The following is a 14662-nucleotide window of genomic DNA, read 5'->3' on the forward strand; positions in this document are numbered from 1 at the left end:
AAAAGAACGGAAAAACCCCGCCATTATAAACGGAAGCCGGAGAAAGAGGATAGCAGCCGGCAGCGGGACTAAAATCCAAGATGTAAACAGGCTTTTAAACCAGTTTGAGCAGATGAAGAAAATGCTTAAACAGTTTGGAAATAAAAAAGGAAAAATGGGATTTAAAATGCCGTTTTAAAATTTAACAACATATTAGGAGGATAATTTACATGGCAGTAAAAATCAGGTTAAAGAGAATGGGTGCGAAAAAGGCTCCTTTTTACAGGATCGTCGTTTCGGATTCACGCTCTCCAAGAGACGGGCGTTTCATTGAGGAAATAGGATATTACGATCCAATCAAGAAAGATTTAAAAGTAGATAACGAAAAGGCTGCGACCTGGCTTAAAAACGGAGCACAGCCTACAGAAACTGTTAAAACATTACTCAGGAGAAGCGGAGTTTAAGAAAGAGGAATTAGCATGACAGAACTTGTAAGGTATTTGGCTGAGGCCGTAGTTTCTCATCCGGAAAACGTTGAAATTCATGAAGAAGAAAGAGATAATGAAATAATCATTAAGCTAAGCGTTGCACCGGACGATATGGGAAAAGTCATAGGCAAACAAGGCAGAATAGCCAAAGCGATAAGAACGGTCGTTAAATCTGCATCATATAAAAGCAAAAAAAAATATTATGTGGAAATAGTATGACGAAATGAATTTTATTGAGATTGGTATAATATTAAAACCACAGGGGATAAAAGGCGAAGTTAAGGTGAAACCTTTTACAGATGACGTAAACCGTTTTTTAGATTTAAAAAATGTATTTTTAGATGAAAACGGATACGACAAAAGAGAGGTTAAAACCTCCCGTGTTCATAATGGTTTTGCATATTTACTCTTAGATAAAGTTTCAAGTGCTAATGATGCTGAAAACCTTCGTGGTTTTTCACTGTATATAGACAGGAAAAATACAATAAAACTAAAAAAAGGCGCATATTTTATTTGTGATCTAATAGGCCTAAACGTAGAAGATGATAAAGGAAATATTCTTGGGCAGTTAAGCGACGTTATGCAGCATGGCGCAGCAGACGTTTATGTAGTTAAGTCAATTAACGGCAATTTTTCTTTTCCGGCCTTAAAACGCGTAATAACAAAAATAGATTTAGAAAATAATTTAATGCGTTTAAATAAAAAGAGTTTAGATGAGGTGGCAGTTTATGAAGTTTAGCTGCCTTACAATTTTCCCGGAAATATTCGATTGCTTTTTTAACATGAGTATAGCCAAGCGTGCTATAGACGCTAAAGCATTTAGCATGCAGGTTTACAACATACGTGATTATACTATTGATAAACATAAAAGGACGGATGATTATCCGTTTGGCGGCGGTGCGGGAATGATAATGACTGCGCAGCCGATATTCGATTGTTTCAGCGATGTTGAAAATAATCAGGTTGGGGAAAAAATAAACATATATATGTCTCCTAAAGGGAAAATACTTGATACGAAAACAGCAAAAGACCTTGCGGAGTATGATTATATAAATATATTATGCGGGCACTACGAGGGAGTCGACCAACGGGTTATAGACAGTTTAATCGATGAAGAGGTATCCGTAGGCGACTATATCCTTACCGGCGGGGAACTGCCTGCCCTGGTACTGATTGATACTGTAATGAGGTTTATTAAAGGTGTACTTGGAAACGAGGTTTCATCAGAGGATGAATCTTTTTCAAACGGGCTTTTAGAATATCCGCAATACACCCGTCCGGCAGAATTTAGAGGGCTTAGCGTACCGGAGGTATTGCTTAGCGGGCATCATGAAAATATAGAGATATGGAAAAGGCAAATGTCTATATTAGAAACTTTCAAAAAGCGCCCGGAACTATTAAAAAGTGCCAAATTATCTGAAGATGATATAAAATTTTTAAACTTAATTAAAGCGCAAAAATAAGCTTGTCAAAGCTTTTACGTTATGGTATAATACCATGCAGTTGATTAGAGTGGTCCGCTGCACTTTCTTGTGCATGAACGCTTTCAAGAGAAGGAGGACTTTGAATTTATGAATGAAATCATAAGGAGCATTGAAAAAGAACAGTTAAGATCAGATTTACCTAAGATAGATATCGGCGATACAGTTAAAGTTTACGTTAAAGTTGTCGAAGGAAACAGGGAAAGGCTGCAGGCTTTTGAAGGTTATGTAATCGCTAAGAAAAACGGTGGGTTAAGAGAGTCGATAACAGTCCGTCGCGTATCTTATGGAATAGGCGTAGAAAGAGTATTCCCTCTAAATTCGCCGAGAATAGACCATATTGAAAAGGTAAGAAGCGGCAAAGTCAGAAGAGCTAAGCTTTACTATCTGCGTGACAGAGTCGGCAAAGCTGCAAAACTTAAATCAAAGTAGTTAATTAAAAGGGGCATATTTAAGCCTCTTTTTTACTTTGCGGAGGGATCAAAATGGATATTAACTGGTATCCCGGCCACATGACCAAAGCGAAACGCCAGCTTAAAGACAAGTTAAAAATTATAGATTTGATAATAGAAGTAGCAGATGCACGTGCACCGGCTGCAACTTTAAACCCGGATTTTGATGATCTTTTTAAAGGCAAAAGAAGGGTTATAGTTTTAAATAAACGGGATTTGGCAGATAGCGCCTTAACTAAAGAGTGGCAGGTAAACTTAGAGAAAAAAGGATTTAAAGTATATCCGTTTTCCTGTATGGCAGATAGCCCCAAAAAACTAGTTTCAGCTATCAATTCTGCTGTAGAAGACATCGTCAGTGCTATGAAGGAAAAAGGCGTTAATAAAACTATTAGGGCAATGGTATTTGGCATACCCAATGTCGGCAAATCAGCTTTATTGAATCGTTTGGCCGGGCAAAAACGTCTAAAGGAGGGAAATAAGCCCGGAGTAACCAAAGGTCTTCAATGGATACATGTAACTCCGTACTTAGAACTGATGGATACGCCTGGGATACTCTGGCCAAAAATAGAAGACCGGCAGACCGCCGTAATAATAGCCGTTTTAGGTTCTATCCGTGAAGAAATCTTAGATTTGGCCGAGATAGCGCTTGTGTTTATAGAAATGCTTAAAAGCATTAAACCCGATGCCATTAAAGAAAGGTATAAGGTAAACGATTTAAGCAAACCGCCGCTTGGCATCATGGAAGAAATATGTAAAAAAAGAGGATTCGTGCTTTCCGGAGGAGAATATGACTATGATAGGTGCGCAAAAACGCTGTTAGATGAATTCAGGGCAGGAAAGCTCGGGCAAATAACACTGGAAAGACCATAGAAAATGAATGCGGATTACGAAATAGGCTTATATAACAAAGGGTATCAATATATAGCGGGGATAGACGAAGTAGGCAGGGGGCCTCTTGCAGGGCCTGTCGTCGCCGCATGTGTCATAATGCCGACAGATATAATAAACGATAAAATAAAAGATTCTAAAAAGATAGCCGAGAAAACACGTGAAATCGTAAGTGAATGGATAATAAGAAATGCTGTTTGTTATGCTTTTGGAGTGGTAGACGAAAAGACAATAGATGAAATAAATATATTAAACGCTACAAAACGCGCTTTTAACATTGCATACAGCCAAATAGAAAAAAGCCCTAATTACCTGTTAATAGACGGGAAAGACGTGATTACAGCAGACTGTGAAGCCAGAGCGGTCATCGGCGGAGATAACAAGATATATACGATAGCTGCCGCATCAGTCATCGCAAAGGTTTACCGTGACAATATAATGAGAAAAATGGATGAAATTTACCCTCAATATGGGTTTATAAGAAATAAAGGATATGGCACCAAAGAACATATAGATGCGCTTAAAAAGTACGGGCCCTGTCCTATACACAGAATGTCTTTTATAAGAAAGATCGTCGGAGTTTAGGGGTTTTATAGCCGTGAATAACAGGGAAACAGGAAATTTAGCTGAAAAAAAAGCAGCTGAGTTTTTGCAAAGCTTAGGATACACCATCCTTTGTAAAAATTACTGTATCCGCGGTGGGGAAATAGACATAATTTTTTTAGATAAAGATACCGTTTGCTTTTGCGAAGTTAAGTTCAGGAAAGACGATAGATTCGGTACTCCGGCCGAGGCAGTGACAAAGAGTAAACAAAAAAGGCTGTCTGCCGCCGCCGTTAAGTACCTTTATGAAAACGATATGCTAGAGAAAAATTGCAGATTTGATGTAATTGAAATAGCCGGTGTGGGTATAATCACCATAAATCATATAAAAAATGCATTTGAATTTATTGAAGCATGAGGTACTGATTGATGGAAAACAAAAATTATACGTTTATTTTAACAACACTGGCGTTTTTATTTATCGTATTAACTATAGCGTTGGCATTTTTTTATACGTATCTAACTGTTATAATAACCATTGCTGCGGTTACAATTTTATATATCATATTTACAATACTAAAACCGAATAAATCAAATTTTTATCCGGATGATGAAAAGCGGATAAAATACCTGCTCATTAGTTCTACTGTTTTTATAGTTATTATAAAACTGATTGTTTCATCAATCTCTCCGGGGTTCGAAACGGATGTGGCATGTTTTAAATCCTGGGCAGATTACGCATATACACTAGGTCCGGCCAAATTATATACTTCAGGGCTCTTTATAGATTATCCTCCTGGATATGTATACGTTTTATATGTGATAGGTTTTATAAAAAATGTATTTTCAATAGACTATACTTCAGGGCTATACGGAGTTTTGATAAGGCTTCCGGCGATTATCGCAGACGTTACCATCGTATATTTTGTATATAAGATTGCAAAGAAAAACAATAGCCTTAAAATCGCTGCATCTTTAGGCATACTGGCACTTTTGAACCCGGCATTTTATATAAATGGTGCTGTCTGGGGCCAGGTAGATGCTGTTTTTACTCTGGCACTGGTATTCACATTTTACCTGTTAACGCAGAAAAAGATGGCCTTTGCAGCTATATTCTATGGCGTGAGCATACTTATAAAACCGCAGGCACTGCTTATCGGGCCCGTTTTTGCATTGCCGTACTTAAAAGATATATTTTCAAAACAAACATACAAAAAGGGCCTCAAAACCGCCGCTGTTTCGGTTGTTGCCTCTTTGGCCACAATATTTCTGCTCGCATTGCCTTTTCAAGGTGAACAGGGCACTTTTTGGATTGTGAGGCGCATCTTGGCTACTATTGGGCAATCGCAGGCCGCATCTTATAATATATTTAACTTCTTTAGTATGTTTGACGCGAACTATCAATCTTTTGATAAAATACTGTTTATATTCTCATATCAAGTCTGGGGATATATATTTATAATCGCCGCTTTTGTTATGGGATATATTATATACTTTAAAAATAAAGGGAAGGTAAATATCTTTTTGATAGTTGCTTTTGTCTATATACTGGAAACAATGTTTGGGCACTCTATGCGTGAAAGGTATATCCTCCCCGGAATAATGTTTCTGCTGTTTGCATATGCAAGCACGAAAGATGCAGACAAAAATATACTGATAGTATTTAATTTATTCACTGCTACCGCTTCCATAAACGAACTGGTTGTGCTTTATTACTATGCTCAGGAAACTTTATACTATATATCTACAGCTATAATGGTAACTTTTTCTGTAATAAATGTTTTAATTTCTGTCTATTTAATATATACTGTTTTCAAAATCAGTAATAATAAAAGACTTTCTTTAGAGGTGCAAGACATTAATGAATATGGAAAAAGCTCTTGACAGATTAAGGGCGCCTTACTACAACGGGAAAAAGCTAAACAGGAAAGATGTGCTTATAATACTGGCAATAATGGCCATTTATTCCATAATTGCCTTTACCAACTTGGGTTCTTTTATAATACCTTCCACAGAATGGAAGGCAAAGAGCACCAAAGACGAGCTTATATTTAGGTTCGATGACATTTACGACATATCTTATTTCAAATATTATACCGGCCTCGGGGCAGGGGCTTTTGATATATACTATTCTGCCGACGGTATAAATTATAATCAATACATTCTTACGGAACAACAACAAGAAGACATAGGTACTGAAAACGATACAATTGTCCACTCTGAACTGAAAATGTTTGCATGGAATTTCTACGATTTCCAGTTTAGGGCCAAATACGTTAAAATAGATATAAAGAAAACAGGTGTAAGGTTCCGCGAAATGGCATTTTGCACTGAAGACGGCCTTCCCGTAGATATAGTATCACTTACAAATACCAACACTAAAAACGCAGACGGTATAGATGCGCTTATAGATGAACAGTCCCAGGTGCCGGTCTATACTTCTTATTTGGAAAACATGTATTTCGACGAGGTTTATCACGCTAGGACTGCGATAGAAAACATAGAGCATATACGTCCGTATGAGATTACACATCCGCCACTTGGAAAAATAATCATAGGGATCGGCATCAGGATATTTGGAGAAAACCCCTTTGGCTGGCGTTTTATGGGGACTTTGACAGGGGTACTGATGCTCCCGCTTATGTATATATTTGCAAAGCGGATATTTAGAAAAACCCTTTATGCTTTTATACCGACATTTTTATTTGCAGTTGACTTTATGCACTTTGCCCAAACGCGAATATCTACTATAGACAGTTACAGTATTCTGTTTATTATGCTTATGTATTTCTTCATGTACGAGTATGTAAACAGGAATTATAACCGCGACGGGCTTAAAAAGACTCTTTTACCGCTTGGTGCGTGCGGCATTGCATTCGGCCTTGGTGCTGCGACTAAGTGGCTGTGTATTTATGCGGGGCTTGGCCTTGCCGTAATATTCTTTTACTCGATGTTTCAAAGGTATGCAGAATATAGGGTGGCGAAAAAAGCTGTTTCATCTGATTTGAGTGTATATAGCGAAGATGAAGCCGAAACTTTAAGTGCTATTTCAAGGACTTATGTTAAAAATACCGTATTGACCCTTGTTTATTGTATAGGCATGTTTATCATAATACCGGCTGGAATATATCTGTTATCCTATATACCATATGTACTTGTGAAAAACAACCCATATGATTTTAAGCAGATTCTAGAAAATCAGACTTATATGTTTAACTACCATGCAACGCTTACTACAGAAACCCCGCACCCGTTCAACTCGCGGTGGTATACATGGGTTTTTGATGTACGTCCCGTATATTTCTTTCAAGGCAAGGGATTGCCTGAAGGAACGATTTCCAGCTTGTCCACATTCGGAAACCCGATTGTATGGTGGGGCGGGTATGCTTCTGTTATATTTATCTTAGTTAACCGCTTGAGAAAGAAAAAATTTGCACGCGGGATTATGTTTGTCTGCATAGCTGCTTTATCAGAATTTTTGCCATGGATAATTATCTCGAGGGAGACTTTTATATACCACTATTTTGCTACAGTCCCGTTTTTAATACTGATACTTACATTTGCTCTAAAATATATATACGAAAACTTCAAACACGGGAAGAAATTTGTAATAGGGTATCTTATATTATCCGGGGTGATATTCGCGGCTTTTTATCCGGTTATAACCGGAACCATAGCTCCTAGGTGGTATACTGACATATTAAGATGGCTGCCTACATGGCCGTTTTATTGATAAAAATTACTTATGGTAAAATCATGGGGAAAGAAAATCAAAAATTAAACAAATTGTTTTTTCTTCAGTTGATTAAGTTTCATGCAGTAGGCGTTGTCAATTTTATCATTGACCAGGGCGTTTTTGTTTTATTAAATTCGGTTTTTTCTGTGGCCCCAGTACCGTCTAAACTGGTTTCTTACTCTTGCGGTCTTATAAACAGCTTTTTGATGAACAAAAAATGGACATTTAAAAAGGACTATAAGTATTTTTCTTTTAACTTTTTAAAGTTTATAATCATAAACGTTTTGGCTCTGGGAGTTGCCTCCTTTACAATTTATATTTTGACATCTAAACTAATGGTAATACCTTGGGTCGCTAATATTTTGTCTACAGTGTTTTCATTTGCTATAAATTTTACAGGCAATAAGTTTTTTGTTTTTAAGGAAAACAGTAGGGGTGAATAAAAAATGCTGTCTAAAGTAAATAGTATTGGGCTGCTTGGATTAGAAGGGTACCCTGTTCAGGTTGAAGTAGACGTATTTAACGGGCTGCCTTCGCTTTCTATCGTCGGGCTGCCGGATATGGCAGTAAAAGAATCCCGTGAAAGGGTCTGCTCCTCTATCAAAAACAGCGGGTATATCTTTCCGCAGAAAAAGATTACTATAAATTTGGCTCCCGCATATATAAAAAAGGAAGGCCCTGTATACGATTTGGCTATAGCAGTAGGGCTATTGATGGCCAGCGAGCAGTTAACGGGAGATATTAAGGATACTGCATTTTTGGGGGAAATGTCCTTAGACGGAAAACTTTCCCATATAAACGGTATTCTTCCAATGGTTATAGAAGCCAGAAATAAAGGGTTTAAAACTGTAGTGCTTCCGGAAAAAGATGCACATGAGGCAAGCTATGTTCAAGGGATTGATATATTGCCAGTAAAAGACTTGTCCCAGTTGGTTAATCATTTATCTGGGAAGGAAAAGATCTCATTTTATCCGCATTCTAAATGGGATATAAACGCTAAGAGCAGGGATACAATCGATTTTTCACATATAAAAGGCCAGAAGTTTTCAAAAAGGGCGCTTGAGATCGCAGCTGCAGGAGGGCATAACATCTTGTTTATAGGAACACCTGGATCAGGAAAGACAATGCTTGCAAGAGCTGCGGCAGGAATATTGCCTGATATGTCCTTTGAAGAAGCCCTTGAAGTGACAAAGGTGCACTCGATAGTTGGCGGGTTAAATGAAAACAACGGCATAGTCGTTAAAAGGCCGTTTAGAAGCCCGCACCATACTATATCTACAGTAGCGCTGACAGGCGGAGGGACGAGGGCGCTTCCCGGGGAAATCAGCCTTGCTAATAACGGTGTGCTCTTTTTAGACGAGCTTCCTGAATTTTCAAAGTCTGCCCTCGAAGCATTAAGGCAGCCTCTTGAAGATGGCATGATAACTATATCCAGGGCAAATGCAAAAGTATCTTATCCGGCAAACTTTATGCTGATAGCGGCAATGAATCCATGCCCTTGCGGTAATTTCGGCTCTCCAACAAATGAATGCAGATGCACGCCTGTTCAGATAAAGAACTATCTAAACCGTCTGTCCGGCCCGTTTTTAGACAGGATTGACATCCAAATGGAAATGGGGCCGATAACATACAAAGAATTTAAAAAAGACGGTAATGAAGAAAGTTCTGTCGAGGTTAAAAAGAGGGTTGATACGGCAAGAAAGGTGCAAAACGAAAGGTATATTAAAGACGGCATATATTGCAACTCGCAATTAAATAGTGAACTGCTCAAAAAGTACTGCGTTTTAGACTCTGGTGCGGACATGATACTTGAAAAAGCAAGCAATACATTTAATTTTTCCGCAAGAACGATGACACGTTTAATAAAGGTATCAAGAACAATAGCCGATTTAAACGGCGAAAAAAATATAACCGCTAAGCACATAGCGGAAGCTATCCAGTTTAGGACGTTGGATAGAAAGTATTGGGGTAACTATTATGAGTTATAATTATTCCGAATATGAGAAGATGTTTATCCGTGTTGCACTGACAAAGGGGATGACTCTTAAATTATTCAATAACATAATAGAACAATACGTAGATTTAAAAGAACTTTTTGCAGATGCAAGGAAAAAGCACCTAAAGATTACATTACCGATGGAAGTGGAAAGCAGATTTTATAAGAGCAACGAAGAAGTAGGCATTGATAAATTTATTTTAAAAATGGATAAAATGGGTATTAATTTAGTAACAAGGCTAAACCCTGAATATCCAATGTATCTGCGGGAAATATATGATGCGCCAAACGTCTTGTTTGTAAAAGGCAATATCGGGAATATATCAGACAAAATATTTTCAATAGTTGGCACCAGGAAATGCACGAGAAGGGGATATAAACTCGCGGAGGAAATAGCCTGCGATTTAGCTTCAGCCGGAGTGACAGTTGTATCCGGTATGGCTCGCGGAATAGACAGCGCGGCAAACACTGGAGCTATCAATGCCGGCGGGGTTACCGTTGCGGTATTAGGATGTGGGGTAGACATCGTATATCCTAAAGAAAATGCGAAATTATACGATGCCATACTTGAAAACGGGGCTATTATATCCGAATATGTCCCGGGTACGCGCCCACTTCCTTCTAATTTCCCAAAGAGGAACAGGATAATAAGCGGCATGTCTGTCGGCGTTTTGGTTATAGAATCATCTGAAAAAGGTGGCTCCTCGATTACTGCAAAACATGCGCTGCTTCAGGGGAGGGACGTATTCGTTGGGCAGGGCGGAGCTTTCCTTAAAAATGCAGAGCTTGCAAATATACTTTCTGAAAGCGGATGCAGGACAATAACCAGCGCAAAACAAATTTTAGAGGAATATTCCTGGGGCTATATAAATGAACAATCTGAAAACAAAAATATCGAAGGGCTTGATTTTTTACAGCAGCAAATATATAATTTGCTTTTAATAGGCGATGCAAATATAGAAGAATTATCCCAAAAGCTAAGCGTAGAGATCGATGAGCTCAATACAACGCTTACTATTATGGAACTTTTAGGATTAATCAAACGCTTGCCGGGGTTAAGTTATACTATAGTATAAACAAGGTTTTACATGGAGGGAACTACAGTGCCGAGATCAAAGAAACAGCACGAGAACAAAAAATACGATTTGGTGATTGTCGAGTCTTCTGCAAAGGCAAAGACAATAAATAAGTTTTTAGGTGATAAATACGTGATTAAGGCATCTAATGGCCACGTCCGTGATTTACCGAAAAGCAAAATTGGAGTAGACATAGAAAACGATTATCAGCCGCAGTATATTCAAATCCGCGGAAAAGGCGATATAATTAAGCAATTGAAAACGCAAGCGGCTAACGCCAATAAAATCTATTTGGCAACCGACCCAGACAGGGAAGGCGAAGCTATTTCATGGCATATAGCAGACATGCTTAATTTAGGAAATGACAAGATAAACCGTATAGAGTTTAACGAAATAACTAAGACTGCGGTTACAAACGCAATAAAAGCACCAAGGCCGCTTAAGACCGGCCTGATTAATGCTCAGCAGGCAAGAAGGGTTCTAGATAGGCTTGTCGGATACAAATTAAGCCCTTTTTTATGGCATAAAGTCAAAAAAGGCTTAAGTGCCGGAAGGGTTCAGTCCGTTGCTGTTAAAATAATCTGCGACAGGGAAAAGGAAATAACCGAGTTCGTTGCTAAAGAGTTTTGGACAATAACTGTACTTCTTATATCCGAAGATAAAAAGGATACGGTCGAAGTTAAGTTCTTTGGGAAAAACGGCAAGAAAGTTGAGCTTTTAAACGAAGGCGAAGTTAAAAAAGTTTTAAGCGGTATAGATAAAGAAAAGTTTTCAGTAGATAAGATAAAAAAAGGTGAAAAGTTCAATCATCCATCTCCGCCTTTTACAACCAGTTCGCTTCAGCAGGAAGCTTCATCTAGATTAGGGTTTACGACAAAGAGGACAATGCTTATTGCGCAGCAGCTATACGAAGGCGTAGAACTTGGGAAAGAAGGTTCAGTCGGCCTTATATCTTATATTAGAACGGATTCAGTGCGCGTATCGACAGAAGCCTTGGCCGCAGTACGCGATCAGATAAAGGTTCAATACGGAGAAAAATATCTATATCCAGAACCTAGGATATATAAAGGGAAAAAAAATATCCAGGATGCGCACGAAGCTATCCGGCCTACATATATGCATATAAAGCCGGAAAAAATCAAACAGTTTTTAACTTTGGAGCAATTTAAACTCTATAAGCTCATTTACGACAGGTTTTTTGCCTCTCAAATGGCAGACGCAAGATATTCTACCGTTTCGCTGGAACTGTCATCTGGCGGATACGAATTTAGAACCTCAGGAGCTATACTTAAGTTTAAGGGCTATTTAGCCGCATACGACAATAATTTAGAGGACGGCGAAGGCAAAAATGCAATACCTGAATTATCTCAAGGTCAGCTTTTAGATGCTAAAGAGATAACCCCTAAGCAGAACTTCACTCAGCCGCCGAACAGGTATACAGAGGCAACGCTCGTAAGAATGCTCGAAGAAAAGGGGATCGGGCGCCCAAGTACATATTCGCCTATAATAAGTACGATTCAAGAGCGCGGTTATGTCGTTAAAAAAGCAAGGACTTTATATCCTACTGACCTTGGCATGATAGTCAACGATATAGTAAAAAATAATTTTAAAGATATAGTAGACATAGAATTTACTGCAAATTTAGAAAACCAGTTAGATGAGATAGAAAGCGGAGCTAAAGACTGGAAAAGGCTTTTAGACGAATACTATAAGCCATTTGAAGAGATTCTTCAAAACGCAGAAACCAATGTTTCAAAAGTGGAACTGCCTGTAGAAGAATCCGAGGAAATATGTGAAAAATGCGGGGCAAAAATGGTCTACAAAGAAGGTAGGTTCGGCAGATTCTTAGCTTGCCCTAATTATCCTGCATGCAAAAACACAAAGGCTATAATAAAAACTCTAGACGTTCCGTGCCCTAAATGCGGGAACAGGATTATAGTTAAAAAGACAAAGAATAAAAAGACGTTTTACGGCTGTGAAAAATACCCCGAGTGCGATTTTGTTTCCTGGGATATGCCGATAAACGAAAAATGTGAAGAATGCGGTTCTTTAATGGTACTGAGCCGTCTGCCAAATGGCAAAGGATATAAAAAATGTTCTAATGAGAACTGTGTAAAAAATTTAAAGAAGAAAAAGAAGGACGATAAGACAGCATAACAAGAAATGGAAAATAAGATTGTAAACGTTATAGGTGCAGGCTTGGCCGGAAGCGAGGCGGCATGGCAGCTGGCATCCAGAGGCATCAAAGTAAGGCTTTTTGACATGAAACCAAAAAAGATGTCTCCCGCGCATAAATATACAGGTTTTTCGGAATTGGTGTGCAGTAATTCTTTAAGGTCAAACCAATTATCAAATGCCTGCGGCCTTTTAAAAGAAGAAATGCGAGTGTTAAATTCGCTTATAATGAAAGCAGCAGATAAATTTAAGGTTCCTGCTGGCAGTGCGCTTGCGGTTGACAGATATAAGTTTTCAGACTTCATATCAATCACTTTAAAAGGCATTGACGGTATAGAAATAATAAACGAAGAAGTAACTAAAATACCTAAAGGGCCGGTTATAATCGCCACAGGGCCCTTGACTTCTGAAAATCTGCTCGGCGAAATAGGGCGGATAGTAGGCGAAGAATACTGCTTTTTTTTCGATGCCGCAGCACCTATAGTAACGGCAGAATCAATAGATATGGATAAAGCTTTTTTCGCATCCAGATATGACAAAGGCAGCGATTATTTGAATTGCGCTATGGATAAAGAGGCGTATTACTCTTTTGTAGATGCACTTATAAACGCTGAATGCGTTGAATTAAAGGATTTCGAAAATAAAAATGTATTCGAAGGATGCATGCCCGTTGAAGTGATGGCAAAAAGGGGAAGGGACACCCTTGCCTTTGGCCCGCTAAAACCTGTTGGGATAAAAAACCCGAGAAGTGATTTTAAGCCTTACGCCGTTGTACAGTTAAGGCGTGAAAATGAAGCAGGTACGCTTTATAATATAGTTGGATTTCAGACGCATCTTAAGTTTGGCGAACAAAAAAGGGTTTTTTCTTTGATACCAGGCCTTGAGAATGCGGAATTTGTGCGCTACGGCGTTATGCATAAAAATACATTCATTAATTCTCCCAAACTTTTAGGGGAAAATTACCGTCTTAAAAGCAACGGCAATATTTTCTTTGCAGGGCAGATAAGCGGAGTGGAAGGGTACGTGGAATCTGCATCAAGTGGGCTATTAACCGGTATAGCCGCAGCATATGATATAAAAGGCGCTAAGATGCCGGAGTTAACTGATATAACGGCGATCGGAGCACTGCCTGAATACGTATCTAATGCAAACCCGGATTTGTTTCAGCCGATGAATATAAACTTTGGCATTATTAAGCCGCTTGAGCAAAGAATAAGGAATAAGATGGAAAAAAACACCATAATTGCTAATAGATCTATTGAGTATTTAAAGAGTTTACATATTAACGAACATGTTTTGGAGGGATTTTATGTTTGAGGCAACAACTATTATAGCAGTAAAAAAAGATGGAAAATGTGCAATAGCCGGAGACGGTCAAGTTACATTTGGCCAAAATACAATAATGAAACACACCGCAAAAAAGGTAAGAAGGCTTTACGACGGCAAAGTCGTCATTGGTTTTGCCGGCTCTGTTGCAGATGCGTTTACACTTTCTGAAAGATTCGAGGCAAAACTCGAGCAATACGGCGGCAGCTTGCAGCGTGCGGCTGTAGAACTGGCACAGGAATGGCGCAATGACAAGATGCTCCGTAAATTAGAAGCAATGCTTATAGCCGCAGATAAAACAGATCTGCTTGTAGTTTCAGGTACCGGTGAAGTCATAGACCCGGACGACGGTATAGCGGCAATAGGTTCCGGCGGATCCTATGCTTTGGCTGCTGCAAAAGCATTAAAGAAGAATACAGATTTATCTGCCGAAGATATAGCAAAAAAAGCGCTGGATATAGCATCTGATATCTGTATTTATACTAATAAAAACGTAACTGTTGAAGTTATATAGGAGGGATA

The 14662-nt window shown here is 38.7% G+C and carries 17 protein-coding genes; all 17 read left to right on the forward strand.

What is annotated here, in order from left to right:
* Positions 1–178: signal recognition particle protein (locus R2876_03035; GenBank protein ID MEZ4357592.1), on the forward strand; the 178-nt coding region annotated here is incomplete at its 5' end.
* Positions 179–209: 31 nt separating this feature from the next.
* Positions 210–443, forward strand: coding sequence for a 30S ribosomal protein S16 (gene rpsP, locus R2876_03040; GenBank protein ID MEZ4357593.1), 234 nt, complete (start codon positions 210–212; stop codon positions 441–443).
* A 15-nt stretch (positions 444–458) separates the two neighbouring features.
* On the forward strand, positions 459–686 hold the full coding sequence (locus R2876_03045; GenBank protein ID MEZ4357594.1) for a KH domain-containing protein: 228 nt from the start codon (positions 459–461) through the stop codon (positions 684–686).
* A 4-nt stretch (positions 687–690) separates the two neighbouring features.
* Complete coding sequence (gene rimM / locus R2876_03050; protein ID MEZ4357595.1) at positions 691–1206, forward strand: ribosome maturation factor RimM; 516 nt, start codon at positions 691–693, stop codon at positions 1204–1206.
* Complete coding sequence (trmD, locus tag R2876_03055) at positions 1196–1930, forward strand: tRNA (guanosine(37)-N1)-methyltransferase TrmD (protein ID MEZ4357596.1); 735 nt, start codon at positions 1196–1198, stop codon at positions 1928–1930. Before rimM ends, trmD begins: the two co-directional genes overlap by 11 nt.
* Positions 1931–2038: 108 nt before the next feature.
* Positions 2039–2380 (forward strand): 50S ribosomal protein L19, encoded by a 342-nt coding sequence (gene rplS, locus R2876_03060; GenBank protein MEZ4357597.1) that lies wholly within the window; start codon positions 2039–2041, stop codon positions 2378–2380.
* 53 nt (positions 2381–2433) lie between these two features.
* Positions 2434–3270: a ribosome biogenesis GTPase YlqF gene (gene ylqF / locus R2876_03065; protein MEZ4357598.1), complete on the forward strand. Its 837-nt coding sequence runs from the start codon at positions 2434–2436 to the stop codon at positions 3268–3270.
* 3 nt (positions 3271–3273) lie between these two features.
* Positions 3274–3873, forward strand: a complete 600-nt coding sequence (locus R2876_03070) for a ribonuclease HII (protein ID MEZ4357599.1) — start codon at positions 3274–3276, stop codon at positions 3871–3873.
* A 13-nt stretch (positions 3874–3886) separates the two neighbouring features.
* A complete protein-coding gene (locus tag R2876_03075) occupies positions 3887–4249 on the forward strand; it encodes a YraN family protein (protein ID MEZ4357600.1) in 363 nt (120 codons plus the stop codon).
* 11 nt (positions 4250–4260) lie between these two features.
* Positions 4261–5715 (forward strand): glycosyltransferase 87 family protein, encoded by a 1455-nt coding sequence (locus tag R2876_03080; protein ID MEZ4357601.1) that lies wholly within the window; start codon positions 4261–4263, stop codon positions 5713–5715.
* The gene (locus R2876_03085; GenBank protein ID MEZ4357602.1) at positions 5693–7564 is read left to right on the forward strand and encodes a phospholipid carrier-dependent glycosyltransferase; all 1872 of its coding nucleotides are present in this window, start codon (positions 5693–5695) and stop codon (positions 7562–7564) included. Before R2876_03080 ends, R2876_03085 begins: the two co-directional genes overlap by 23 nt.
* On the forward strand, positions 7549–8010 hold the full coding sequence (locus R2876_03090; GenBank protein MEZ4357603.1) for a GtrA family protein: 462 nt from the start codon (positions 7549–7551) through the stop codon (positions 8008–8010). Before R2876_03085 ends, R2876_03090 begins: the two co-directional genes overlap by 16 nt.
* 3 nt (positions 8011–8013) lie before the next feature.
* Positions 8014–9555, forward strand: coding sequence for a YifB family Mg chelatase-like AAA ATPase (locus R2876_03095; GenBank protein ID MEZ4357604.1), 1542 nt, complete (start codon positions 8014–8016; stop codon positions 9553–9555).
* Positions 9545–10639, forward strand: a complete 1095-nt coding sequence (gene dprA / locus R2876_03100) for a DNA-processing protein DprA (GenBank protein ID MEZ4357605.1) — start codon at positions 9545–9547, stop codon at positions 10637–10639. Before R2876_03095 ends, dprA begins: the two co-directional genes overlap by 11 nt.
* Positions 10640–10666: 27 nt before the next feature.
* Complete coding sequence (topA, locus tag R2876_03105; GenBank protein ID MEZ4357606.1) at positions 10667–12796, forward strand: type I DNA topoisomerase; 2130 nt, start codon at positions 10667–10669, stop codon at positions 12794–12796.
* A gap of 6 nt (positions 12797–12802) precedes the next feature.
* Positions 12803–14131 (forward strand): methylenetetrahydrofolate--tRNA-(uracil(54)-C(5))-methyltransferase (FADH(2)-oxidizing) TrmFO, encoded by a 1329-nt coding sequence (gene trmFO, locus R2876_03110; protein ID MEZ4357607.1) that lies wholly within the window; start codon positions 12803–12805, stop codon positions 14129–14131.
* Positions 14124–14654 (forward strand): ATP-dependent protease subunit HslV, encoded by a 531-nt coding sequence (gene hslV / locus R2876_03115; GenBank protein MEZ4357608.1) that lies wholly within the window; start codon positions 14124–14126, stop codon positions 14652–14654. Before trmFO ends, hslV begins: the two co-directional genes overlap by 8 nt.
* Positions 14655–14662 lie beyond the last annotated feature (8 nt).

Source organism: Eubacteriales bacterium (assembly GCA_041390245.1).
Lineage (GTDB): Bacteria > Bacillota > Clostridia > Christensenellales > JAWKQI01 > JAWKQI01.